General features: G+C 72.4%; 15 protein-coding genes. 8 read left to right on the top strand and 7 right to left on the bottom strand.

Features of this window, described 5'->3' with window-relative positions; translation table 11 throughout:
• Positions 1–102 precede the first annotated feature (102 nt).
• Positions 103–3,135, top strand: a complete 3,033-nt coding sequence (locus tag ACYVLT_RS07510) for an ATP-binding protein (RefSeq protein WP_461119387.1) — start codon at positions 103–105, stop codon at positions 3,133–3,135.
• Here ACYVLT_RS07510 and ACYVLT_RS07515 read toward each other — a convergent pair.
• The 5 genes from ACYVLT_RS07515 to ACYVLT_RS07535 form a co-directional block, all read right to left on the bottom strand.
• Positions 3,111–8,216: a CHAT domain-containing protein gene (locus tag ACYVLT_RS07515; protein WP_461119388.1), complete on the bottom strand. Its 5,106-nt coding sequence runs from the start codon at positions 8,214–8,216 to the stop codon at positions 3,111–3,113. The two genes, ACYVLT_RS07510 and ACYVLT_RS07515, sit on opposite strands and share 25 nt — an antisense overlap.
• Before the next feature lie 89 nt (positions 8,217–8,305).
• On the bottom strand, positions 8,306–9,703 hold the full coding sequence (locus ACYVLT_RS07520) for an FAD-dependent oxidoreductase (protein ID WP_461119389.1): 1,398 nt from the start codon (positions 9,701–9,703) through the stop codon (positions 8,306–8,308).
• A 17-nt stretch (positions 9,704–9,720) separates the two neighbouring features.
• Positions 9,721–10,959, bottom strand: a complete 1,239-nt coding sequence (locus tag ACYVLT_RS07525) for an MAB_1171c family putative transporter (RefSeq protein WP_461119390.1) — start codon at positions 10,957–10,959, stop codon at positions 9,721–9,723.
• Positions 10,952–11,506 (bottom strand): hypothetical protein, encoded by a 555-nt coding sequence (locus ACYVLT_RS07530; RefSeq protein ID WP_461119391.1) that lies wholly within the window; start codon positions 11,504–11,506, stop codon positions 10,952–10,954. The genes ACYVLT_RS07525 and ACYVLT_RS07530 overlap by 8 nt, the downstream gene beginning before the upstream one ends.
• A 58-nt stretch (positions 11,507–11,564) precedes the next feature.
• Positions 11,565–12,299: a hypothetical protein gene (locus ACYVLT_RS07535; protein ID WP_461119392.1), complete on the bottom strand. Its 735-nt coding sequence runs from the start codon at positions 12,297–12,299 to the stop codon at positions 11,565–11,567.
• A gap of 523 nt (positions 12,300–12,822) precedes the next feature.
• Between ACYVLT_RS07535 and ACYVLT_RS07540 the strand changes: the two genes are divergently transcribed.
• A complete protein-coding gene (locus tag ACYVLT_RS07540; RefSeq protein ID WP_461119393.1) occupies positions 12,823–13,779 on the top strand; it encodes a universal stress protein in 957 nt (318 codons plus the stop codon).
• A 114-nt stretch (positions 13,780–13,893) separates the two neighbouring features.
• The gene (locus ACYVLT_RS07545; protein WP_461119566.1) at positions 13,894–15,216 is read left to right on the top strand and encodes a M20/M25/M40 family metallo-hydrolase; all 1,323 of its coding nucleotides are present in this window, start codon (positions 13,894–13,896) and stop codon (positions 15,214–15,216) included.
• A gap of 45 nt (positions 15,217–15,261) precedes the next feature.
• Here the strand turns inward: ACYVLT_RS07545 and ACYVLT_RS07550 are convergent, their stop codons facing one another.
• Positions 15,262–16,293, bottom strand: coding sequence for a hypothetical protein (locus ACYVLT_RS07550; RefSeq protein ID WP_461119394.1), 1,032 nt, complete (start codon positions 16,291–16,293; stop codon positions 15,262–15,264).
• Positions 16,294–16,545: 252 nt separating this feature from the next.
• Between ACYVLT_RS07550 and ACYVLT_RS07555 the strand changes: the two genes are divergently transcribed.
• Entirely contained in the window at positions 16,546–17,679 is a 1,134-nt protein-coding gene (locus ACYVLT_RS07555) for a S1 family peptidase (protein WP_461119395.1), read from the top strand.
• Positions 17,680–17,729: 50 nt separating this feature from the next.
• Here ACYVLT_RS07555 and ACYVLT_RS07560 read toward each other — a convergent pair whose 3' ends face one another.
• Positions 17,730–19,061, bottom strand: a complete 1,332-nt coding sequence (locus ACYVLT_RS07560; protein WP_461119396.1) for a glycoside hydrolase family 43 protein — start codon at positions 19,059–19,061, stop codon at positions 17,730–17,732.
• 283 nt (positions 19,062–19,344) lie between these two features.
• Here ACYVLT_RS07560 and ACYVLT_RS07565 point away from each other — a divergent pair, with 283 nt between their 5' ends.
• The 4 genes from ACYVLT_RS07565 to ACYVLT_RS07580 are packed head-to-tail and all read left to right on the top strand — an operon-like array spanning position 19,345 to position 25,212.
• The gene (locus ACYVLT_RS07565) at positions 19,345–22,224 is read left to right on the top strand and encodes a glycoside hydrolase family 3 protein (protein ID WP_461119397.1); all 2,880 of its coding nucleotides are present in this window, start codon (positions 19,345–19,347) and stop codon (positions 22,222–22,224) included.
• Positions 22,224–23,501 carry an ABC transporter substrate-binding protein gene (locus ACYVLT_RS07570; RefSeq protein WP_461119398.1) on the top strand — a complete coding sequence of 426 codons (1,278 nt, stop codon included), beginning with the start codon at positions 22,224–22,226 and terminating at the stop codon, positions 23,499–23,501. Before ACYVLT_RS07565 ends, ACYVLT_RS07570 begins: the two co-directional genes overlap by 1 nt.
• Positions 23,498–24,400, top strand: coding sequence for a carbohydrate ABC transporter permease (locus ACYVLT_RS07575; RefSeq protein WP_461119399.1), 903 nt, complete (start codon positions 23,498–23,500; stop codon positions 24,398–24,400). The genes ACYVLT_RS07570 and ACYVLT_RS07575 overlap by 4 nt, the downstream gene beginning before the upstream one ends.
• Entirely contained in the window at positions 24,400–25,212 is an 813-nt protein-coding gene (locus ACYVLT_RS07580; protein ID WP_461119400.1) for a carbohydrate ABC transporter permease, read from the top strand. The genes ACYVLT_RS07575 and ACYVLT_RS07580 overlap by 1 nt, the downstream gene beginning before the upstream one ends.

The following is a 25,212-nucleotide window of genomic DNA, read 5'->3' on the forward strand; positions in this document are numbered from 1 at the left end:
GGGTCGACTCGCGGCGGCAGGGGCAGGCTCGCAAGGCATTCGGGTATCTTCGAATGACGCGGCAGGCACACTGCTCCGATCCCGTCGGGCGAGGTGGCGTGGATGGTGCGCATCGAATCCGCGGTCCACCGGACGATCCTGGTCGTCGACGTCGAGATGTTCGGCGACCCCGACCGGACCGATCGCAACCAGGTGGCCGTGCGCGCGGGCGTGTACCGGGCCCTGCGGCGGGCGTTCGGCAAGGCCGGGATCCCGTGGCGGCGGTGCGATCGCGAGGACCGGGGCGACGGCGTGTTCGTCCTCGCACCACCGGACGTGCCCAAGGCCCGTTTCGTCGAACGGCTGCCGGAGGAGTTGGCCCGTGCGCTGCGCGAGCACAACGCCGCCCACGCGCCGGAGGAGCGGATCCGGCTGCGGATGGCGTTGCACGCGGGCGAGATCCGCTACGACGACCACGGGGTGACGGCGGCGGCGATCAACCTCGCGTTCCGGCTGCTCGACTCGGACCCGGTGAGGTCCGCGCTGGCGGGCTCGTCCGGTGTGCTCGCGGTGATCGTGTCGTCGTGGTTCTACGACGAGGTGGTCCGGCACAGCGCCGTGGGCGCGCGGTCCTTCGAACCGGTGAGCGTGGAGCTCAAGGAAACCTCGGCGGTCGGCTGGATCACCCTGCCCGACGACCCGCGTCCCGTCACCGCCGCCGCGCCACCGAGGACGGCACCACCGAGGACGGCACCACCGCGCGACGAGCCGAAGGCGGACGCACGGCCGGGCGTGCGGCGGACGCTCCCACGGGACACCACCGCGTTCACCGGCCGCACGGACGAGGTGGCGTGGCTGCTGGCCGCCGCGCGGGATCGGGACCAGCCCGCGGTGCTCGCGCTCGACGGCATGGCCGGCGTCGGCAAGACCGCGCTCGCCGTCCACGCGGCCCACCGGATGGCCGGCCTCTTCCCCGACGGCCGGCTGTTCCTGCCCCTGCACGCGCACACCGACGGACGCGAGCCCCGTGATCCGTCGGAGGCGCTCGCGTCGCTGCTCAGCGGCGTCGGGTTCGACGCCAAGCACGTGCCGACCAACCTGGACGACCGGGCGGCGCTGTGGCGCGACCACCTGTCCGGGAGGCGCGTGCTGCTCGTGCTGGACGACGTGGCGAGCGCGGAACAGGTCGAGCACCTGCTGCCGCCCACCGGCGGGTGCCTGGCGCTGATCACCAGCCGCCGCCGGTTGACCTCGCTGGACAACGCCGCGACGTTGACGCTGGGCACCCTCCCGCCGCACGACGGCGCCGCGCTGTTCGCCCGCCTGTCCGGCCGCAAGGACATCGCGGCCGTCGCCGACGGGGGTGACGCGGCGGCGTCGGTCGGGGAACTGGTGCGGCTGGCGGGCCACCTGCCGCTGGCGATCTCGCTGCTCGCGGGCCGGCTGCGGCACCACCCGTCGTGGACGGTCGAAGACCTGGTGGACGACGTGCGCACGGCGCGCGACCGGCTCGGCGAGACCCGCGCCGAGAACGTCGCCGTGGCCACCGCGCTCGACCTGTCCTACCGCAACCTCTCCGCCGACGGCCGCCTGCTGTTCCGCCGCCTCGGCCTGCACCCCGGCGTCGAGCTGGACGCGCACAGCGCCGCCGCGCTGGCCGACATCACGCTGTTCGACGCCCGCGCGCTGCTGCGCGCCCTGTACGACGACCACCTGGTCGAGGAGCCGTCCCGGGACCGCTACCGGATGCACGACCTGGTCCGCGAGCACTCGCGCGCCCTGGGCCGCGACGACGGCGAGGCCGAGAACCGCCGGGCCCTGGACCGACTGCTCACCTACTACCACCGCACCGCCGCCGTCGCCGACTACCTGATCAGCGACGACGGCGGGTCGACCCCCCAGCGGATCCCGCCTCCCCGGCCGCTGGGCGCCGGCGACTCGCACCTGACCACCACGGCCGAGGCGTGGGCGTGGATCCGGGCCGAGCACTCGAACCTGATCGCCTGCCTGCTCGACCCGGCGAACCGGGCCGAGCACCGCCACGTGGTGGACCTGGCGGGCGTGATGATCGCGATCCTGGACACGGTCGGGCCGTGGGACAAGGCGGTGCAGGTCCAGGAGATCGCGGTCCGGGCGGCGCGGCGGCTCGGCGACGACGCCCGCACCGCGACCGGGCTGGTGCACCTGGGTCACTTCCGGCAGCGGGCCGGCGACTACCGCGCGGCGATCGACACGCTGGGGGAGGGCCTGCGGCTCCAGCGCGAACTCGGCCACCTGCCGGGACAGGTCGTCGCCCTGATCGGCCTGGGTATCGCACGGCGTCAACTGGACGACTACGCGGGCGCGGCCGAATCGCACGCACAGGCGCTGGAACTGGCCCGCGTCCTGGGCAGCCGCGCGGACGAGGCCTTGGCGTTGAACCAACTCGGCATCGTGCGGCAGGCACAGGGCGAGCTCGCCGCCGCGGCCGAGGCGCACACCAGGGCGCTGGAGCTCTACGAAGCGCTGGGCCACCGCCACGGCCAGGCCGACGCGCTCGCCGAACTCGGTCTGGTGCGGCGAGCCACCGGCGACCACGCCGCCGCGCTGGACCTGCTGTCCCGGGCCGCCGCCGACTTCCGCGAGCTGGGCGACACCTTCAACGAGGTGTTCTCGCTGAACAACCTCGGCGCGCTGTGGCGGCTGACCGGCGATCCCGGCAAGGCGATCGAGACCCACCTGTCCGCCCTGCGCGCCAGCGCCGCGCTGGGCGACCGGCTCGGCCAGGCCGTCGGCCTCAACGGACTGGGTGCGGCCTACCGCGTCGCCGGTGACCTCCCGGCCGCCGCCCGGGCGCTCCAGCACGCCCTGGACGTCTACCGGGCGATCGGCCACCGCGCCGGCGTGGCCGAGACCCTGAACCAGCAGGGCGTCCTCCTGCTCGCCACGGCCGCGCCGCACGAGGCACGCGACCGGCACGCGCTCGCGTTGGACATAGCCCGTGAGATCCGCGTGCCGATCGAACAGGCCCGGGCGCTCGACGGACTCGGCCACTGCGCCACGGCGCTGTCCGACCCCGACACCGCCGCCGACTGCTTCCGCCAGGCCTTGGCGATCTTCGAGCGGATCGGCGCCGCGGAGGCGGTCGTGCTTCAGTCCACTCCGGACGGTGGTTGACGCGGTGGGGTGACGATGTTGTCCAGGCCGTACCGGCCGTCGACGTCGCGGAGGTTGAGAGTGACGCCCACGCTGCGCGGCTCGGCCAGGATCGGCTCGAAGCCGTCGAAGTCGACCTGCACCCACGGCGAGCCCTCGTCGTCGACGATCGGTTCGGTCAGGTCGTAGGTCTCGCCCGTCTCCGGGTCGGTCCACTCGGACGGCAGCTCGGCGGCGAACCTGGCGGGCACGTCGAGGCCCATCTCCCGGTGCACGTCGAGGTTCCACACCCGGAGCACCCCGTCGCGGTCGCCCGCCAGCACGGTCGGGTGGCCGTCCAACTCGCCGAGCGCCACCGCGGTGATGCCCATGGCGACCCGGCCCTCGGTCAGCGCCGGGCCGACCTGCTCACGGGTCCGCAGGTCCCACAGCCGGACCGCCTCGTCGTCGCCACCGCTGATCGCGACCGGCCTGCCGTGCAGCACGCCGAACGCGACCGCGTCCACCGGGTCCTCGTGGCCGTCGAAGTAGTCGCCCAGCTCGCGGTGCTCCCGCAGGTCCCACACCTGCATGGTGTCGTCGCGGCTGCCGCTGATCGCGATGGGCGTGCCGTCCAGCTCTCCCGCGGTGACCGCCTCCACGTGGTCGTCGTGGCCCAGCAGCACGCCGACCTGCTCGTGCCGGGCCACGTCCCAGACCCGGACCGTGGTGTCCTCGCTGCCGCTCACCGCGACCAGGCGCCCGTCCACGGCGCCGAACGCGATCGCGCGGACGACCGCCTCGTGGCCGGTGAGCGGCGCGCCGACCTGCTCACGGCGGTCCAGGTCCCACAGGCGCACGGTGGAGTCGTAGGACCCGGTCACGGCCAACGCCCGCCCGTTCCACACCGTGCACGCCACGGCGGAGATCGCGGCACGGACCCGCCACCGGTACGGCGCCACCACCTCGACGAGGTGCCCACCGGTGGTCAGGTCCCACAGGTCGAGGCCGGGCCCGTGGCTGGTCACCGCGACCGGCCGCCCGTCCAGTACGGTCACCGCCGCCGCCCACAGCCGGTGGCCGGGGCGGGTGAGCGGCTCACCGACCTGCCGGTGCGTGCGCAGGTCCCAGGTCCGCACGGCCTGCTCGTCCGCGGTGACGGCGACCGGTCGCCCGTCCAGCTCCACGAAGTCGGTGAAGTGGATGCCGCCGCGGTGATCGCCCATGGCGGGCACGACCTGCGCGCCGAACAGCCGCGGCTCGCCGGGCGGTTGGGTGGCCCGGGAACGCCGCCGGTCGTCGCGGTGGCGCAGGGCGCGGACCGCGGTGAAGATCTCCAGGCTCGCCTCGTCCAGCTCGCCGACCAGGTCCGGGTCGAGCTCACCGTCCTCGGCCTGCCGGATGGCGGCCTGGAGCAGGTCGCGCTGCTCGCGGTGGTCGACCAGGGCCTCCGCGCCGATCCGCAGGTTCTCCCGGGGCACGGAGACGACCTCGTCGAACAGCTCGGCACGCTCGTCGTCGTCCGGGACCAGGGCGCCGAGCACGACGCCCAGCCGCACGCCCGGCATCCGCTCGACGGTGTCCACCATCTCGTCCAGCGTGCGGGGGAACAGGTCCGGGCCGTGCTCCAGCAGGTCGGACAGCTGCACGACGGTGGTGCCGCGGGCGGCGTGGGACGTGGCGGCGCGCAGCACGGAAGCCGCCGCCCGGTGCGCCGCGCACACCCGCGCGGGCCCTCCGGTGGCGGCCAGGCAAGTGGCCACCAGGTCGTGCCCCTGGGCCAGGACGGCCGGGCCGGGGTTGACGTAGGAGTACCGCAACGCGGCCTGCGCCATGGTGAGCGCGTCGTCGGGTCGGCCCAGCGCGTCGCGCACCTTGGCCCGCAGCCGGAACACCTCGCCGAGCAGCACGGTGTCCTCGGCGTCCTCGAACACGGCCTGGCTGTGCCGCAGCACGTCCTCGGCCTCGGCGACGCGGCCGAGCGCCAGCAGCACCACGGCCGTGTTGAGCCGCAACCGGGCCCGTTCGTGGTCGGTCGCGCCGCGCCGCACGTGCAGCGCGTCGATCCGTTCGCACAGCCGCAACGCCACGTCCCAGTCGCCGAAGTGCGTGACGGCTGCCAACGCGGTGCTGAGGACCACCCCGCGGGTGCTGACCGGCGTGACGCGTTCGGGCTCGCCGCCGTCGTCGTCCAGCCCGTCCACCACGTCGACCAGTTCGACGGCCCGCGACGCCGCCTCGTGGTGCTGCCCCATCCTCGTCAGCACGGACAGCTCCACGCAGGCGTCGGCGACCCGCGTCCACGGGCCGTACCCGGCCAGGTCGCTGAACGCCGGCAGCGCGCGGGCCAGGTCGAGCGCGCCTTCGAGGTCGCCGTGGTCGATGAGGATCTCCACGCACTCCGACGCGGCCACCGACGCGATGTCGAACCGCCCGGTGTCCACGCCGACCCGCATCAGGTCGGTGAACATCCCGGCCGCCGCCTGCGGATCGCTGCGGGACAGCAGTTTGGCGTACAGGGCGGTCACGGCGGGGTGCTCGACGTCGTCCTGGTCGCGGGCGATCATCCGGCGCAGGTAGCTCATCGCCCGGTTGGTGGTCTCCGGTGCCAGGTCCCGGTCGGTCGCGGTGGCCAGCACGTCGACCGCCTGCGCGCGCCGCCCGGTGCGCAGCAGGTACGGCGTCGCGGCCAGGCCCGCCCACACGATCGCCTCACCGGACCGGCCCTCCCGCTCCTCGGTGTGCGCGTGCTCGTACACCGCCGCCAGGCACTCGACCGCCTTGTCGGCGACCAGCGCGCCGAACGCCGGGTCGGTGCCCGCGCGGATCGCCTCGCCCACGCCGGGGTGCAGCCGGAACACCTGCTCCGCCGCGTCGTCGCCCGCGACCTCCACCATCACCGCGGCCACCAGCGGCTCCAGCGCCGACGCCAGCGGTGGTGCGTCGCGGCCGTGCAGCTCCCGCCAGACCAGCTGCCACACCACCCGGACCACCCACGGCCGCCGCTCGTCCTCCTCCAGGTGCGCCAGCAGTTCCACCAGCACGCGGGAGGGCGCGGGTAACGCGGCCAACGCCGAGCCGGTCCACGCGGACAGCAGCCGGATGAACTGGCCGCCGTCGAGCGCGCTGGCCCCGGTGGTGAAGAACGCGGTGACCGGCGCGTCGCGACCGGCCGCCTCGGCGGCGGCCAACGCGTCGGCGAGCCGGCCCGGTTCGGCCGCCGCGAGGTCGGCCAGTTCGAGCAGCTTCGGGTGTCCCTGCGCCATGTTGAGCACGCGGCGGACCAGCCCGAGGTCGTCGGCTGCCTCGTCGGCGGCGCGTTCGGCGGTGGGCTCGTCGCGCAGCAGCGGGCCCAGGTGCGGCAGCTCGCGGGCCAGCAGCACCGACTCGGCGATCGACAACGCGTGCGTCGACAGCACCACCACGCGGTCCCGGTCGAGGTCCACGGGCACCACCCGGCTGGTCAGCACGACCCGCGACAGACCGCCGTGGCCGAGCAGGGCGTCGACGAGCAGGCCCCACAACGGATCGCGCCACGTCGCGTCGTCCGACAGCAACGTGTCGACGTTGTCCAGGACCAGGAGCACGGCCTCCTCGCGCAGCACCGCGGCCAACCGGGGCAGGAACCGGCGCAGCTCCGCCTCGCTGCCGACCGCGTCGAGCACCGGGAGGTCCAGCTGGGTCTCCAGCGCGGTGGCCAGGCCGACCAGCGCCTGGCCGAACTCGTCGGGCTGGTCCGGCGCCCGCCACCACGCCAGCGCGCCGAACCGGCCGCGGTGCTGGTGCGCCAGTTCCAACGCGCACGCGGACTTGCCCGCGCCGACCATGCCGACGAACAGCACGCCCGTGCGGCCGCTTTCCGGCGCCAACGCGGTGCTCGCCTCCACCAACGCCGTGGTGCGGCCGACGAAGCGCTCGGGTTCGGGTGGGAACCACGCCATCCGCTCCGCGTAGGGGTCGAGGACCGCGCGTCCCGGCGGCGGCGCCACCCGCAGGCCCACCGTGCCCGCGCCGACCAGCATCGGCGTGCCGATGGACGCGGCGGGCACGGCGGCGGTCGGCCGTTCGCCCACCGCACCGGGCAAGGCGAGCGCGACCGCCCGGTCGACCGGCTGACCCGCGCCGAACAGCCTCGGGTACAGCTCACCGGCCAGCGCGACGGCGAAACCGTCGGCGACCGGGTAGCGCATCGCCAACGCGGTGATGCCCAGCTCCCGCACCAGACCCCGGGCCAGGCCCACCTGGTCGGCCGCGCCGCCGTCGTCCGGCGCGACCTGCTCGGCCAGGTCGTCCAACCCCAACGTGTGCAGCGTGGTCGCCGCCTCCGCCGCGCCGGACTGGCACGCCGACAGCACGGCCAGCTTCAACCGGTGGCGCGCGGGTCCGAGCAGCTCGACCAGCTCCTCGGTGGAGATCACGTCGGGTTCGCCGTTGGCCTGCTCCAGCACCAGCGCGCCGACCCCGCCGTGCCCGGACACGTGCAGCACGTCCCACCCGGGGTACTCCTCGACGGCCTCGGCCAGGCGTTCCCGCGTCACCCCGTACTGCAACACCCGCAGCTCGATCGCCTTGCGCGACTTCGCCGCGATCGTCCGCACCGTCCGGGCCAGCTCGTAGCGCTCCCGCCGCAGCGCGAGCACCGACGAGCGCGCGGGCATGGAGAACAACGCCAGCACGCGGACGCTGCCGACCACGTCGTCCTTGTCGACGGGCGGGTCGAGGTCGGCGGGTTCGTAGATCAGGCTGATCTGCTTGCGCGCCAACGCGACTCCGTTGATCCGCGCCAGTTCCAGCGGCCGGGACAACAGGAATTCCGCGCCGCGGGGCACGACGACCCGCACCGATCCGGACAACCGGGACAGCAGGGTCGCGCCGAACACGCACTCGCTGATCCACGCGGCGACCCGGTCGACGGCCGCCGCCTCCGACCCGACCGGGTCGTGCGGCAGCCGGTGCCGGTCGAGGTGCCCGACCAGGTCGCAGAACGCCTCGTACTCGGCGGTGTCGACGTCGAGGTCGACCTGGTGATCGGCCAGCACCCGCCCTGACCCGGCGCTGAGCACCCAGCGCCACCGGTGGGGACCGGCGACCTCGACCGCGTTGAGCGTCTGCGCCACGTTCATCCCTCCGCCGAGGAAAACGAGAGCGGGCCACACGTTTTGCAGGCTCGCCAAGGGATCCTAGCGACGCGGCGCACGGCCGGGGCGAGGCGTCAGCGCGGATCCCGGACGCGGGTCGCCAGCCGGGACTCGGCCTCGGTGAACGGCGCGTCGGTCGACGGTGGCCGGCCCGGCCCGAGCAGGGCGCCGAGGACGACACGCGGTGACAGCAGGAGATTCCGCAGTGGCGTGGACAGGGTGTAGGCGTCGATCTGGGCCCGGGTGACGGACGGCCGGCCGGTGGCCGTCAGGACGAGCCGGTCGAGGTACCGCTCCCGCAGCCGGGCGAGCTGGCCGCGCGTCGCCCCGGTCGTGCCGGGGTAGCGGAGGTCCTGGGCGACGGCCATGTCCCACGCGTCGTCCATGACGCGCGCGAATTCCCGTTGCAGGCGCTTGGCCGCACGGCCGTCGAGCCCGTGCCGCGCCAGGCCGTCCCGCAGCGCCACCGCCTGCCGCGCCGCGACGGTCATCCCGTGCCCGTACACCGGGTTGAAGGTGCAGGCGGCGTCCCCGATCACGACGAACCCGCCCGGCCAGGGGGAGAGGCGTTCGAAGCGGCGACGGCGGTTGACGGTGCCGTGGAACCCGAACGGCCGGGTGAGCGGCTCGGCCGCGCCGATGAGGTCGGCGATGGCGGGGTGGCGCAGATTGCGGGCGAAGGCGAGGAACCCCTCCGGGCTCACGTCCGGCTCGCCGCCGCGCGTGCCGCCGAGGCTGAGGATCCACCGGCGGTCCTCGATCGGCACCAGCGCGCCGCCCTGGCCGAACGGCGACGACCGCGGATCGCCCTGGATGCTGATGCCGGGGTAGTCCTCGCCCGCGTCGGCGGGCACCCGGTACACGCAGGTGGCGTAGACCATGCCGGAGTCGACGCGGTCCTCGCGCACCGGCGGCAGGCCGAGCTCGGTGAGCCAGCGGTCGACTTTCGACCCGCGACCGGTCGCGTCGACCACGAAGTCGGCGTGGACCTCGCGCCGCACGCCGGTGTCGCGGTCGCGCAGCCGCGCTCCGGTGATCCTCGTGCGGTCGCCGAGCAGGCCGACCACGTCGGCGCCCTCGACCACGTCGACCCGGCCGGCGGCCAGGACCCGGTGCCGCACCACCCGGTCGAGCAGCGCCCGACCGCACCCGATCACGAACTGCACCTCGTCCAGCCGGGGCAGCCAGCCGGACTGGGTGAACACCAGCAACCGGTTCGGCAGCCCCAGGTGTTGCGCGCCCGCGTCGAGCAGGCTCGCGGTGAGGCCGGGCAGCAGTTCGTCCAGCGCACGGCTGCCGCCCGCCATCAGCACGTGCGCGTGCCGGGCGTGTGGCACGCCCTTGCGGTCGCCGTCGCCGCCGAAGCGGTCCCGGTCGACCACCGTGACGCGGTCCACGTGCGCGGAGAGGGCGGACGCGGCGAGCATCCCCGCCAGGCTGCCGCCCAGGACCAGTGCGTGCGTGCTCGGCACGGGGTCTCCTTCCCGGATCACCGACGGGTCGTGGTCCCGGTCGTGCGACCGGCGTCGGACAGGGCCGCGGCCACCAGCGGGCCGCTGAACGCGTCGGCCACCAGCACGAGCCGGGTGCGTTCACTGGCGAACGCGTGCCTGGCCTGGAGGGAGCCGTCCTGGTCGGCGGGTCCGTCGTCGTCGGGCGCCACCCCGCGGGCCCTGCCCACCAGCGCGGCCTTGATCCGCGCGGCCTCGGCCACCGCCGAGACCTCCTCCTCGGTGAGGCGCAGCGGTGCGGCGCGCCGTCCGACCGCGTCCGCGACGGCCGGGTCGTGGCCCGGTCGCAGCCGGTGCAACCAGTCGTTGATCTCGATGACCCGCCAGAACAACCGGTGCTCGGGGTCGAACCGCTCCCGCAGCGTCGCGGGCACGTGCCGCATGGCGGGGTCGACCGCCCGCAGCTCACGCCACAGCGGACGCAGCCGCACGTGGTCCTCGATCGCGTCCCTGGCCCGGCTGAGCCGCTCGCGCCAGTGCGTCAGGCGCGGACCCCACGCGGCGATGCTCGCGCCGACGACGACCACCGGCACGGCGAGGGTGAGCGACCTTGGCGCCGCGATGCTCCAGGCGTCCAGCTCCGCGCCGAACCAGCTGCCGATGACGGCGACGAGCACGATGGCCGCGTAGGCCGACCCGATCAGCACGCCGACGGCGTTGATGCGCAGCCCGCGCCGCAGCCACGGCCGGTCCGCCGGCGTCTCGTCGGCCCACAGCCAGCACAGGCGGACCACGTTGAGCAGCCCGAGCAGGTACGTGACGTGGTAGAGCACCAGCAGCTCGGCGAGGTGCGGTGTCCGCGCGAACGCCGCCGGGAAGTCGCCGTGGTGCTCCTCGGCCGGCGCGCCCAGCGCGAACAGCACCACCATCGTGGCCAGGACCAGCGCGGAGGCGGCCAGCACCCGCCGGGTCGTCCGCCAGGCCCGCGCGGGCGGGTGCCGCCAGTACAGCAGCATGGCCTGGTTCGCGGCGACGAACGCCACGCCGAAGCCGTACACCAGCAGCACCGACAGGTTGGGGACGCCGGTGAGCCGGTCGAAGGTCACCCCGACCACCGGCGCCAGGAACAGGAACGCGGGCACGGCCGTCACGCACGCCAGGCAGATCGGCAGCACCGCGGGCCTGCGCTCGGGCGGCGCCTGCCGGAACGCCCGGTACTTGTGCGCCAGCAACACCAGCACGCCGCACGCGCTGAGCAGGTACTGGACGTCAGCCACGGGCACCCCGCTCGGGCGAGTACCCGAACGAGTACCAGGCCCGCGTCGCCAGGTCGTCGCCGTCGGGCGGCGACGGCTCGGGGTGCTGCCGGCCCGCCCACTCGATCAACGCCCGGGTGAGCACGCCGGCCACCCGGTCGGCCTCGCGTTCCTCCTTGCGGGACATGTCGGTCCGGCCCGCCAGGATCCGCAGCATCGACGGCGACAGGTCCGGGTAGAGCAGCCGGCGACCCTCCTCGGCGTCGAGCTGCGGCGGCTGGTGGCCGCACAGCATGTGCGCGATCTCGTGCAGCAGGATGAGCAACCGGTGGACCCAGCTGCGGGCCGTGGTGACGATGACGACGTGCACCTCGTCCTCGGTGACCGCCCACAGCCCGCTCGTGCCGCCCGCGCCGAGGTCGTCGAACCGCAGGATGATCTCCCGCTGGAGCCGCCGGGCCATCACCTCGCACAGCCGCGCGCACACCGCCTGGGTGGTCGCGGAGTCGTCGAGGTCGAGCTCGCGGATCAACCCGTCGCTGAGCTCGCGCAGGGTTTTGGCCCTCATCCGGTCACCACCCGGGCACGTCCGGCGATCGTCGCGGCCGGGTCGTCAGCGGGTCCCGTCATCGGAGCTCGTCATCGGCGGCCACCGCCGAACCGTCCGGTTCCAGCGCGCGCCTGATGGCGTCCTCGGCCGGGACACCGGGGTGCAGCGCGCGGACCAGCGCGAGCAGGATCTTGTTGCGCACGCCCGGCGGCGGGGGTTGCTCCGCGGTGCGCAGGATGACGGTGTTCACGCCGAGCTTGTCCATGGCCAGCCTGGTCTCCAACTGCTCGTCGACGCGGGCGGCCAGCTCGTCGTCGAAGAAGTAGGCGGGCGCCGCGCCGAACGCCTCGGCCAGCCCGAGGATGTGCTTGAGCCTGGGGTTGTCGCTGGTGCCGGCCACGAGCTCGCGGACGTAGTTGGCCGAGATGGTCCCGTACGGGCCGTAGCTGATCCGGGCGGCGACCTCCTCCGGCGAGAACGGCCCCCGGTTGGCCGGGTACACGGTGTCGAACAGGTGCTTCACCGCGCCCCGCCGCCACCCCGGGCGCTCGCCCTCGCGCAGCCGCGCGCGACCGCCGACGAAGCACGCCGGGTGCACGCCCAGGGCGGTGGCCAGGCCTTCGATCGTGCGGCACGTGGGGTTGTCCTTGTCACCCCGGCGCAACTGCGAGATGTAGGTGTGCGTGATCTCGCCGCCGTCGAGGCGAATCCGCTCGGCCAGTTCCACATTCGTGTAGCGCGGCCGGTCGCCGGGACACAGGCACAACTCATCGAGAACGTCGGCGAATAGACGCGAGCCGCCCGCGGTCATGGTCACCCCTCGTACGCACGACTGCTTCATCCCGCAAGCACTTCCACTGCGGGTGGCAGGTCAAAGCTACTCCGCAACCGCAGTTGATTCCATGGTGGCCCCCCAGTAGCCTGATCGCGGCGGTTCCACTGGTGTTGGGGGCGAGGTGCCACGGCATCTCAGGAGTGGAACGGAAGGGCTGGCTGCGCGGTACAGCGAGATCCCGGGTGACGACGCCGGCCGTCACCAGGCCCTGCGGTTGTGCCGTCGCCTCCGCCACGGCGGCACACGTTGAGGGGTGCGCAGGGCCGCGGGACCTCGTGGTCCGCCGGCGCTCTCGCGCCCGGACCGAAATGAATTCACGTTCGCGCCATCGCCTGCCGCTCGCGAATTCGGCGGCGAGTGCGCCGCCGGGGTGGTCGTTGCCGTTTCACGCGATTGGTACGAGGCGCGGTGCGGTACCGGAAACGGCCGTTCGAGTGTCACCCTCGACTTTCCGGATATCCCCGTGGGGTCGGGTGCACGCCGAGAGCGGAGGTGGGCGATGGCCGGTTCGCACACCCTGGGAGCCGCGGACAGCGCGACCGGGCGCGGCGCGGTGGTCGTCGGGTTCGACGGCTCCGAGCGGTCGCGGCAGGCCGCGCACTGGGCGGCGCGCGAGGCGGCGAGCCGAGGGGTGCGCCTGCTGGTCGTGACCGTCCTGCGCGGGCCGTTCCCCGAGGTGGTGGTGACGCCGGTGTCGATGCCGCTGCCCCAGCTGGTCGGTGAGGAGGCGGTCCGCGCGTACACCGATGACCACCTCGCCGAACTCGCCGCGCAGTGCGAGGAGCTCGCGCCGGGGGTCGAGGTGGGCACCGAGGCCTTGGAAGGACACCCGGCTGCCGTGCTGGCCGAGGTCGCGCGGGAGGCGGTGGTCCTGGTCGTGGGCTCGTCCGGCGCGACGGGCCTGGCCAGGGTGTTCGCCGGCTCGGTCACGGCCGACCTGGCGCAGCACTTCGCCGGGCCGGTCGTGGTGGTCCGCGACGCGGGCGCCGACGACGGGCGGGTGGTGGTCGGGGTGGACGGTTCCGAGCCGGGCGGCCGCGCGATCGACTTCGCGGTGGACCACGTGTCCAGGCACGGGGGAGTGCTGGTCGGCGTGCACGCCACCACCGGGCTGCCGGTGGACGCGATGGCGCCGGGCGGCGCCTGGGGGCAGGGGCTGGGGCTCGGCCTGGACTTCGACCAGCTCCGGACCTCCGCGGACGCCCTGGTCGCCAAGTGCCTCGCCGGTCCGCTCGCCCGGCACCCCGAGGTGCGGGCGGAACGGGCGGTGTCGCTCGCGCGGCCCGCCCAAGCCCTGGTCGAGCAGGCCGAGGGCGCCGCGCTGCTGGTCGTGGGCACTCACGGGCACGGGGCGCTGCGGCGCGCGCTGCTCGGTTCGGTCAGCCACGCCATGCTGCACCACGCGCCCTGCCCGTTGGCCCTCGTGCGGGCGTCCGGGCACCCGGACGCCGGGTGACGACGCCGTCCACACCGGACTGCGGACACCCCCGACGGCCCTCTTCCCGCTTGGCGCGGAACACACCCCGCCACGACACCGCGTGAACGGTGGTAGGAAGACCGGGTGAGCAACTTGGATGTCGGGGACGGGCTGCGGCTCGCGCAGGACGAGGTCGTGTCGCTGGCCAGCGACTTGATCAGGATCGACACGACCAACACCGGGGACGCGGCCACCCTCGTCGGGGAACGCGCGGCGGCCGAGTGGGTCGCGGAGAAGCTGGCCGAGGTCGGCTACGAGACCACCTACGTCGAGTCCGGGGCCAAGGGCCGCGGCAACGTGATCGCCCGCCTGGCCGGCGCCGACCCGTCGCGGGGCGCGCTGCTGGTGCACGGCCACCTGGACGTGGTGCCCGCCGACGCCTCCGAGTGGTCCGTGCACCCGTTCTCCGGCGCGGTCCAGGACGGCTACGTGTGGGGCCGCGGCGCGGTGGACATGAAGGACATGGTCGCGATGACGCTCGCCGTCGCGCGCCGGTTCAAGCGGGACGGCGTGGTGCCGCCGCGCGACATCGTGTTCGCGTTCCTGGCCGACGAGGAGGCGGGCGGCCTGTTCGGCGCCAAGTGGCTGGTCGACAACCGGCCCGAGCTGTTCGAGGGCGTCACCGAGGCGATCAGCGAGGTCGGCGGGTTCTCCATCACGCTGAAGGACGACGTCCGCGCCTACCTGGTGGAGACCGCCGAGAAGGGCATCCGGTGGCTCAAGCTGCGCGTCCGCGGCACCGCCGGCCACGGCTCGATGATCCACAACGACAACGCGGTGGCCAAGCTCGCGGCCGCGGTCACCAAGCTGGGGCAGCACCGGTTCCCGCTGGTGCTCTCGCCGTCCGTGCGGGAGTTCCTGGCCGGGGTGTCGGAGATCACCGGGCTGGAGTTCCCCGAGGACGACCTCGAAGGCTCGGTCGGCAAGCTCGGCGCGCTGTCGCGGATGATCGGGGCGACGCTGCGCGACACGGCCAACCCGACCATGCTGTCGGCCGGGTACAAGGCCAACGTCATCCCGTCGTTCGCCGAGGCCACCGTGGACTGCCGCATCCTGCCGGGCCGCGAGGAGGCGTTCGACCGCGAGCTGGCCGAGCTGCTCGGCCCGGACGTGGAGCGCGAGTGGCTCGGCCTGCCGCCGGTCGAGACGACGTTCGACGGCGCGCTGGTCGACGCGATGACGGCCTCGATCACCGCCGAGGACCCCGGCGCGAGGGTGCTGCCGTACATGCTGTCCGGCGGCACGGACGCCAAGTCGTTCCAGCAACTGGGCATCCGCAACTTCGGCTTCGCCCCGTTGAAGCTGCCGGCCGATCTGGACTTCTCCGGCCTGTTCCACGGTGTGGACGAGCGGGTGCCGATCGACGCGCTGCGATTCGGCGTCCGCGTGCTGGACCGGTTCCTGCGCAACTCCTGAGGTCACCGGGTGCCGTCCGCGTCGGGCGGACGGCACCCGCCGGGATCAGCTGACGACCCACCGGATGGCGCGGCTCGGGCCGCCCCAGCCGCCGGCCGTGCCGACGATCACGTCCGCCCGGTTGATGGCCCACGCGTCCCCGCTGGAGACGTTCGCGGGCAGACCGAGGTCGAGGACGGCGCCGCTCGTGCTCCACCGCACCGGCCGGTACGCGCCGGTGGTGTCCTGCGCCGCGCCGACCGCGACGCCGTTGTCGTTGATGGCCCGCGCGGTGCTGTTGTACGGGGTCGCGGCGCCGAGGTCGTAGATCGACAAACCGTCGCGGCTCCACCGCACCGCGTGCTGGGTGCCGTTCCTGTTGAACGCGTAGCCGACCGACTGGCCGTACCGGTTCACCCCGTTCGCCCTCGCGTCGCCACCGCTGGGCAGCGTGGGCAGCACGGTGACGGTGCCGTCCCGGTTCCACCGCACGGCCAGTTCGCGCAGGCCGCTGCCGAACACGCTGCCGGCCGCGATGCCGTTGGGCGCGATACCGCCCAGCAGGCTGTTGACGTACCCGGGCGGCAGGGGATAGGCGGTCAGCACGCCGTTGGCATCCCACCTCACCGCGCGGCGGCCGGCCCCGAACCGGTCCCAACCCTCGCCGGCGACCCCGTCCGCGTCGTCGATGCCCAGGCCGAAGGTGTCGCTGTAGCCGGGCACCAGGCCCAGGTCGGTGCGGGTGCCGTCGAGGTTGAACCGGACCGCGCGAGTCGTCCCGCCGGCCACCTCCGAGTGGCCCGAGATCACCCCGGCGCCGTTGATCCCGTTCGCGGTGCTGTACCGCCCGCCGGGCAGCGTGCCCAGGTCGGTGATGCCGCCACGCGCGCCCCACCTCACCGCGTGCTGCCAGTCGTCGCCGCCGGACCGGCCGACCACCACGCCCGTGTGGCTCACCGCCGTGGCATAGGCCAAGGTCGCGCTCGGCAGCAAGCCCAGGTCGGTCCTCGTGGTGGCGGCTTGCGCGGTGCCGGTCAGGACCGCGGTGGCCGTCAGGGCCGCCGTCAGGGCGACGCCGAGTCTTCGGTGCTGGTGCATGAGTCCTTACCCCCCTTTGATTCGTGCCTGCGTTTCGGGTTCGAGCCCGGTAAGGGTATGTGGCGGTCGAGCCGTCCTGGGTGGATTTGCGCCGATCACCCGCGACCGACCACGAGCACCGGGGGATTGACGGCACGGGACGACGTTGGCATGGTCTGTACCAGTGTGAGAGCGCTCTCAAGGACTTGCTCCGGCGCGTTGTCGGCCTGCACCGACCACGCGCCCCCTGTGGACAAGGAGGACCGCGTGCGCATGACAACGTTGACAAGGGTCGGGATGGCCGCCGCGCTGGTGGTCGGCGGCCTGGTGGTCGCACCCGCCGCCCACGCCGGGCCGGCGGAACGGCTGTCACCGGGACTGGTGTCCGCGATGCGGACCGCGTTCGGGCTGACCGAAGGGCAGGCCCTGACCAGGATCGCCCAGGAGGCCGAGGCCACCGAACGGGCGCCGTCCGCGCGGGCCGCGGCCGGGTCGTCGTTCGGCGGCAGCTGGTTCGACCAGGACGAGGGTGTGCTCGTGGTCGGCGTGACCGACGCCGGCGCGGCCGAGCGGGTCCGGGCGACCGGCGTCGAGGCGCGCCTGGTCGGGCGGACCGCCGCGGCGCTCGACCGGGTCAAGGACCGGGTGGACGCGCTGTCCGCGGCGGGCGGGGTGCCCGCCGCGGTGACCAGTTGGCACCCGGACCCGCGCACCGGCGCGGTGGTGGTCGACGTCCAACCCGGCGTGCAGACCGATGAGGTCGCGCGGTTCCTGGCACAGGCACGGGGGTTCGGCCCGATCGAGGTGAACACCGAGGGCGTCACCGCGCCCGTGCCGTTCGCCGCGGGCACCGTCGGCGGCGACCCGTACTACACCGGCAACGTCCGCTGCTCCATCGGCTTCTCCGTGCACGGCGGGTACGTGACGGCCGGGCACTGCGGCCGCACCGGCGCGCAGGTGTACGGCTGGGACCGGTCCTGGCAGGGCCAGTTCGCCGGGTCCTCGTTCCCCGGCAACGACCACGCGTGGGTCCGCACCGGCGGCGGTTGGTGGAACGTGCCCGTCGTGCTCGGCTGGGGCACGGTGCCCGACGCGCTGGTGCGGGGCTCCTGGGAGGCGCCGGTCGGCACGTCGGTCTGCCGCTCCGGCTCCACGACCCGCTGGCACTGCGGCGTCATCCAGTCCCGCAACGAGACCATCCACTACGCGCAGGGTGACGTGCACCAGATGGCGGGCACCAGCGTGTGCGCCGAGGGCGGCGACTCCGGCGGCTCGTTCATCACCGGCGACCAGGCCCAGGGCGTCACCTCCGGCGGCTACGGCAACTGCTCGTCCGGCGGCCGGACCTGGTTCCAGCCGGTCAACGAGATCCTGTCCACCTACGGCCTGGCCCTGCTCACCGCCTGATCGCGACCGCGGACCCACCCGTCGTGTGCCACGGGTGGGTCCGCGGGCCGTCAGCCCAGGGGAGAAGAGACGGTGAAGGAGGCGTCGCCGACGAACGCGGCGTCGGACGTGCGCGGGTCCAGCCGCATCTCGTAGTTGTAGTGGCGCAGGTAGCGGCCGGGGAAGTTGAACGACTCGAACGACGTGGTGCCTGCGCCCGCGAGCCCGGCCCGTCCGCAGAACGTCGCGTCCGCGCGGAACACCGCCGAGCCGTCGTTGGTGTTCAGCGCCAGGCGCATGTTGTTGTGCCGCAGGTAGTAGCTCGGGAAGTTGACCGACTGGAACGAGTAGCAGTTCGCGTTGGCCAGCCCGGCGACCACGGTGAACGTGGCGTCGGCGCGGTCGGTCGCGGTGCTGATCGGGTCGATGCGGGCGAGGTTGTCGCGGTGCCGCACGTACCGGTCGGTGAAGTTCGCCGAACGCAGGGAGCGCCTGCCGGTGGGCACGGCGGTGCTGTCGCCGACGTTCTCCCGCAGGACGGTGAAGTGCCGGGCGGTGCCGGACAGGCCCGCCAGTTCCACCTTCGCGCCGAACGTGCTCAGGTCGGAGCTGTCGGCGTAGTAGTAGCGCCGGTTGCCGTACTGGTCGAAGTAGATGCGCCACCGGCCGTCCGGCAGCTGCACGAGCGCCGGCCCTTCGAGGCCCGAGCCCCAGCCGGCCCAGTTGCCGGTGCCGACGAACTGCCACGGTCCGTTCAGGGACGTCGCGGTGGCGTGCTCGATGTACTTGGTGGTCTCGTTCTTGAGGAAGTTGTGGTAGGTGCCGCCGACCTTGATGATGAAGCTGTCGATGTAGTTGGCCGGGATGCCCAGCGGCGTCGGCGAGGTCCACGCGGACAGGGAGCCGTTGGTCGCGGTGATCCGGTAGGGCCTGAACTGGCCCGCCGTGCCGGTGGTGGAGGCGGAGAAGACGACGTGCACGCTGCCGTCGGTGTCCTTGAACCACTCCGGTGCCCAGGTGCTGCCAGTCGCGCCGTTCAGCCCCACGGTCACGTTCCGCAGGAACGTCCAGTTCGTGTAGTCGGCACTGCGGGCGAAGCCGATGGTGTCGCCGGTCCAGTTGGTGGTGTAGACGATGTAGTAGTAGCCGTCGGTGTGCCGGATGACGCTGGGGTCGCGGATCAGACCGGACGGCGGTGTGTAGGCGTTGGACCGGACCAGGTCGAAGTTCGTGGCGTTGGCGGAGTCGTAGACGTACATGTTCGACTCGCTGCTGTTGGTGAACGCCGTCATCAGGTAGTGCGGCACGGGACCGGCGGCGAGGGCGGCCGGTGCGGGCCCGGCCAGGCCGAACGCGACGACGACCGCGCCGGTCATGACGGCGAGCAGGGAACGGATGCGCATGGGCCGTCCTCGGGTCGGTGGAGATCGGACTGTTAGCGTTAACATTCGGTGTTCGGCGAAACAAGGAGTTCACGTGCGGGTGGGGGGCACAGTGGTATCCCGCGTGACATCGGTGTGTCAAGACATGCCCGCCAAGTGAATCGGGCGTAGCCGAACTCCTGGGAACAGCCTGTTGCGCCGGTCGCGGTCGGCCCTCTACGGTGCCAATCGAAGCGCTTCGATTGCTCTGCGCCGAAGGGGACCGTTCGTGTTGAGATCTCGTCGCTCACTCCTGGGATCGCTGGTGGTGTTGCTGCTCTCGGCGCCGCTGCCGGCGCATGCCCAGGAGTTGCCGTTCCGCGACCCCGACCTGCCGCGCGCCGCGCGGATCGACGACCTGATGGGCAGGTTGACGGCGGACGAGAAGGTGTCGCTGCTGCACCAGTACCAACCGCCGATCCCGAGGCTCGGGATCGGCGCGTTCAAGACCGGCACGGAGGCCTTGCACGGCGTCGCCTGGCTCGGCGAGTCGACGATCTTCCCACAGGCGCTCGGCCTGGCGAACACCTGGAACCCCGACCTGGTCGAGCGGATCGGTGCGGTGACCGGCCGGGAGGCCCGCGGCTTCCACGCGCGCAACCCCGCGCGCAACGGCCTCAACCTGTGGGCGCCGGTGGTGAACCTGTTGCGCGACCCGAGGTGGGGGCGCAACGAGGAGGGCTACTCCGAGGACCCCTACCTGACCGGCGCGATCTCGACCGCGTTCGGCCAGGGCATCCAGGGCGATCACCCGGACTACCTCCAGGCCGCGCCGACGCTGAAGCACTACCTGGCGTACAACGTCGAGGACAACCGCGTCACGGTCGACTCGATCGTCCCGCCGCGGATCATGAAGGACTACGACGAGGCCGCGTTCAAGCCGGCCATCACGGCGAACGCCGCGACCGGTGTGATGGCCTCCTACAACCTGGTCAACGGCCGTCCGACGCACGTCATGCGCGACCTGGACGAGGTGGTGCGGTCGTGGACCGACGAGGACCTGATGATCGTGGGTGACGCGGCGGGCGCGTCGAACGTCAGCGGCGCGCAGCGGTACTACGCCACCAAGGCGGAGGGCAACGCGGCGGCGGTCCGGGCGGGATTGGACAACTTCACCGAGGACAACGAGAACTCGCAGCCCACCACGACGGCGATCAAGACCGCGCTGAGCCAGGGCCTGCTGACCATGGCGGAGGTTGAGGACGCGGCGCGGCACGTGCTGTCGATCCGCTTCCGGCTGGGCGAGTTCGACCCGGCGGGCCGCAACCCGTACGCGAGCATCACCCCGGACGTCATCGACGCGCCGGAGCACCGCGAACTGGCGCGCAGAGCCGCTGCGGAGCAGATGGTGCTGCTGCGCAACGACGACAAGACCCTGCCGCTGTCCACGAAGGACACCAAGAAGGTCGCGGTCGTCGGCCAGCTCGCCGACACGCTGTACGAGGACTGGTACTCCGGCACCATGCCCTACCGGATGACGCCGGTGCAGGGCCTGGCGGAACGCGCGGCGGTCACGGGCAGCGAAGGCGTCGACCGGATCAGGTTGCGCAACCTGGCCACCGGGAAGTACGTGACCGCGTCCGCCGAGCAGGCCGGTGCGGCGCTGACCGCCACCGAGGCGACGCCGACCGACGCGAGCGGGCTCGACGTGTTCGACTGGGGCGAGGGCACGGTGACGCTGCGGGCCGCCGCGAACGGCCGGACGGTGTCGCTGGGCGACGGGCGCAGCCTGGTCAACAACGCGGTGCAGCCCAACGGCTGGTTCGTCCAGCAGCAGTTCAAGCTCGTGGCGCAGGCCGACGGCTCGTTCGTGCTGGAGTACGCGGGCAACGACGTCACCCAGTCGTGGTTCGGCCCGAACAGGTACGTGGTCGTCGGCGCGGACGGCAGGCTCACCCTGGGCGCCGCCGCGGTCGACAACGCCACGAAGTTCGGGCGCGAGGTCGTGCGCAGCGGTGTGGAGAGCGCCGTGGCGGCGGCCAAGGACGCCGATGCCGCCGTCGTCGTGGTAGGCAGCATGCCGTTCATCAACGGCCGTGAGGACGACGACCGCAAGACCACCGTGCTGCCCGCCGGTCAGCGTGCGGTGATCGACGCGGTGCGCAAGGCGAACCCGCGCACGATCGTGGTGCTGGAGAGCAGCTACCCGTACTCGGGCGACTGGGACACCGCGGACCTGCCCGCGATCCTCTGGACCACGCACGCGGGCCAGGAGACCGGTCGTGCGCTGGCCGACGTGCTGTTCGGCGACACCAACCCGAGCGGCAGGCTGACCCAGACGTGGTACCGGTCCGACGCGGACCTGCCGGACATCCTCCAGTACGACATCTCCAAGTCCGGCCACACCTACCAGTACTTCCAGGGCAAGCCGCTCTACCCGTTCGGGTACGGGCTGAGCTACACGTCGTTCAAGTACTCCAAGCTGAAGGTGGACCGGTCCGTGGTCCACGCCTCCGGCGAGGTGAAGGTCCGGGTGGACGTGACGAACACGGGTGACCGGGTGGGCGCCGAGGTGGTCCAGTTGTACTCGCACCAGAAGAAGTCGCGGGTCCAGCAGCCGGTCAAGCAGTTGCGCGCGTTCGACCGGGTGGAGCTGCGGCCGGGTGAGACGAAGGCGGTCGAGCTCAAGGTGCCCGTGTCCGACCTGTCCTTCTGGGACGTCACCCGGGACAAGAGGGTCGTCGAGACCGCGCAGCACGAGTTCACGGTCGGCTCGTCGAGCCGCACGGTCAGCGTGTTCGGCGAGCCGATCCCGCCGCGCGACCTGCGCCGGCCCACCCCGGCGCAGAACTTCGACGACTACTCCGGCGTGACCCTGGTGGACACCACCAAGGAACGCGGCACCGCCGTCGCGTCGACCGCACCCGGGCAGTGGATCTCGTTCGACGACGTGGACCTCGGCCGGCGCTCCCGGTCGTTGACGGCCCGGGTGGCGAACCCGGACGCGCCGACCACCGCCGAGGTGCGCCTGGGTGGTCCCACCGGCAGGCTGGTGGGCACCCTCGCCGTGCCGACCACGGCCGACAAGTACTCCTGGACCGAGGTCTCGACGCCCTTGCGCGACGCGACCGGTCGACAGGACGTGTACCTGGTCTTCACGGGGAAGGCCCGGATCGACAACCTCACCGTGAAGGGATCATCCTGATGGCCAAGCGATTCCTGGTGGCCGCGTTCGCGGCCCTGATGGCCGTGGCGGGCTGCGGTGGCTCGGACGAGGCTTCCGACCCCAACACCCTCAAGCTGTGGCACTTCGAAGGGCCGGACAGCGCGATGGGGGTGGCGTGGGCCGAGGCGATCAAGCAGTTCGAGGCCTCCCACCCCGGTGTCAAGGTCGAGTTCGAGGAGAAGGGCTTCGAGCAGATCCAGAAGACCGCGCCGATGGTGCTCAACTCCAAGGACGCGCCGGACATCCTGCTGTACAACAAGGGCAACGCGACCACCGGCCTGCTGTCCAAGCAGGGTCTGCTGACCGACATCAGCGACGAGGTGACCAAGCGCGGCTGGGACAAGAAGCTCGGCCCCGGCATCGACACCACGGCCAAGTACGACGACCGCGGCGTGATGGGTTCCGGCAAGTGGTACGGCATCCCCAACTACGCCGAGTACGTGATGGTCTACTACAACAAGACCATGTTCGACCAGCAGGGCCTGGCCGCGCCGAAGACGCTGGACGAGCTGACCGCCGCGATGGCGAAGTTCGCCGCCGCCGGCACCACGCCGCTCGCGGTCGGCGGCGCGGAGTACCCGGCCCACCAGATCTGGTACCAGTTGGCGCTGACCAAGGCCGACCGCGACTGGGTGGACCGGTTCCAGCGCTACACCGGTGACGTGGACTTCCACGACAACACGTGGGTCTTCGGCGCGGAGACCTTCGCCAAGTGGCTGCGCGAGGGCTACATCTCCAAGGACTCCGCCGGCGTGAAGGCCGAGGACATGGGGCTGGCCTTCATGCAGGGCAAGAACCCGATCATGATCAGCGGTAGCTGGTGGTTCGGCCGGGTGCAGGCCCAGGTCAAGGACTTCGAGTGGGCGACGGTGCCGTGGCCCGGCATGACCTCCGGGTCGAGCGGCAACCTGTGGGTGGTGCCGAAGGGGTCGAAGAACAAGCAGCACGCCTACGACTTCATCGAGATCACCATGTCGCCGGAGATCCAGGACAAGCTGCGCGACGCCGGTGGCATCCCGGTCGCGCCGAGCGCCACGCCGCCGACCGACCCGAAGGTCAAGCAGCTCAACGACGACTTCAAGGCGCTCGTCGACGCCGACCGGTTGGCGTTCTACCCCGACTGGCCCGCGCCCGGCTTCTACGACGCGCAGGTGTCGTCGGTGCAGAAGGTGATCACCGGGCAGATCGGCGCGCACGAGGCGCTCACCGAGATGGCGGACTACTACAAGGAGAACACGGCGAGCGTCGGCAAATGAGCCTGGTTCCCGCCTCGATCCGCGACCGCGGTTCGTACCTGCTCTTCCTCATCCCCGGCGGCCTGCTGCTGCTCGCGGTGATCCTGGTGCCGTTCGGGATGAACATCGGCATCAGCTTCACGGAGTGGTCCGGCGCGGGCGAGCCGGAGTGGATCGGCCTGGACAACTACACCCGGCTGATGTCCGACGGGACGTTCTGGGCGTCGTTCCGGCACAACGTCGGCCTGGTGGTGGCGATGGCGATCCTGCCGACCCTGGCGGGGCTCGTCATCGCCGCGTCCCTGTTCGACTTCATCGGCAAGCACTTCGGCTCGCGCCACGCCGCCGTGCTGCGGGCGTGCGTCTACCTGCCGCAGGTGCTGCCCATCGCGGTGGCCGGGATCGTGTGGAGCTGGATCCTGGCCCCGCAGGACGGCGCGCTGAACGAGGTGCTGCGCGCCGTCGGGCTGGACTCGGTCGCGCAGAACTGGCTCGGCGACCCGGACCTGGCGCTGTGGACCGTGATGGGCGTGATGCTGTGGATCCAGGTCGGCTACCCGGTGGTGATCTTCATGGCCGGGATGCAGCGGGTCGACCCGTCGTTGCACGAGGCCGCGGAGCTCGACGGCGCGTCGTGGTGGGGTCGGTTCTTCCACGTCACCGTGCCGCAGATCCGGCCGGAGATCTTCGTGGTGCTGCTGACCTGCACGATCGCCGCGTTGAAGGTGTTCGCGCCGATCTACGTGCTGACCAGGGGCGGACCGGGCGGCTCGACCAACGTGCCGTCGTACTACTCGTTCCAGAACTTCTTCGAGAAGACCCAGGTCGGCTACGGCGCGGCGATCGCGACCGTGCTCACGGTGCTGATCCTGGTCCTCACGACGGTGTTCCTGCGCGTGCAGAACCGGGGTGAGCGCTGATGCGGCGGCACGCGGTGCTGTGGTCGATGATCGTGCTGGCGCTGGTGATGCTGGCGCCGTTCCTCATCGTGGCGCTCAACGCGGTGAAGACCCCGGAGGAGTACTCGACCGGCGGGCCACTCACCCTGCCGAGCGGGGTGTCGCTGGAGGGCATCATCGCCTTCTGGGAACGCGTCGACTTCGGCGAGAAGCTCCTCAACAGCGTGGTGATCAGCGGATCGGTGGCCGTGCTCGCGGTCGTGGTGTCGGTGTTCAACGCCTACGCGCTGGGCATCGGCCGGGTCCGCGGCAGGCTGTGGATCCTGGTGGTGTTCCTCATCGCGAACACCCTGCCGCAGGAGGCGCTGGTCTACCCGCTGTACTTCCTGGCCAACGAGGTCGGGCTGTACGACACCAAGCTCGCGGTGATCATCATCTTCACGGTGGTCCAGGCCGCGTTCGGCACCTACCTGCTCACCTCGACGTTGGGCGGCTTCCCGCGTGAACTGCTGGAGGCCGCCCGCATCGACGGCGCGAACAAGTGGCAGACGTTGGTGCGGATCGTGGTGCCGATCAGCAGGCCCACCCTGGGCGTGCTGTTCGTCTTCTTCTTCATCTGGACCTGGAACGAGTTCTTCCTCCCGCTGGTGCTGCTGATCTCGAACGAGAACCAGACGGTGCCGGTGGCGCTCGGGGTGCTCCAGGGTCAACGGATGATGGACGCCACGATGACCAGCGCCTCGGCGCTGCTGGGTGTCATCCCGGCCATCGTCTTCTTCCTCATCTTCCAGCGCGCGTTGACCCGCGGCATCACGGCAGGGGCAGTCAAGTGA

The organism is Saccharothrix stipae (assembly GCF_054781895.1).

Coding starts and splice junctions, on each gene's coding strand:
- ACYVLT_RS07540 (WP_461119393.1), top strand. CDS start 12,823: ATGGCCGGTTCGCACACCCTGGGAGCCGCGGACAGCGCGACCGGGCGC.
- ACYVLT_RS07555 (WP_461119395.1), top strand. CDS start 16,546: ATGACAACGTTGACAAGGGTCGGGATGGCCGCCGCGCTGGTGGTCGGC.
- ACYVLT_RS07510 (WP_461119387.1), top strand. CDS start 103: ATGGTGCGCATCGAATCCGCGGTCCACCGGACGATCCTGGTCGTCGAC.
- ACYVLT_RS07580 (WP_461119400.1), top strand. CDS start 24,400: ATGCGGCGGCACGCGGTGCTGTGGTCGATGATCGTGCTGGCGCTGGTG.
- ACYVLT_RS07535 (WP_461119392.1), bottom strand. CDS start 12,299: ATGACCGCGGGCGGCTCGCGTCTATTCGCCGACGTTCTCGATGAGTTG.
- ACYVLT_RS07530 (WP_461119391.1), bottom strand. CDS start 11,506: ATGAGGGCCAAAACCCTGCGCGAGCTCAGCGACGGGTTGATCCGCGAG.
- ACYVLT_RS07515 (WP_461119388.1), bottom strand. CDS start 8,216: ATGAACGTGGCGCAGACGCTCAACGCGGTCGAGGTCGCCGGTCCCCAC.
- ACYVLT_RS07550 (WP_461119394.1), bottom strand. CDS start 16,293: ATGCACCAGCACCGAAGACTCGGCGTCGCCCTGACGGCGGCCCTGACG.
- ACYVLT_RS07575 (WP_461119399.1), top strand. CDS start 23,498: ATGAGCCTGGTTCCCGCCTCGATCCGCGACCGCGGTTCGTACCTGCTC.
- ACYVLT_RS07560 (WP_461119396.1), bottom strand. CDS start 19,061: ATGCGCATCCGTTCCCTGCTCGCCGTCATGACCGGCGCGGTCGTCGTC.
- ACYVLT_RS07570 (WP_461119398.1), top strand. CDS start 22,224: ATGGCCAAGCGATTCCTGGTGGCCGCGTTCGCGGCCCTGATGGCCGTG.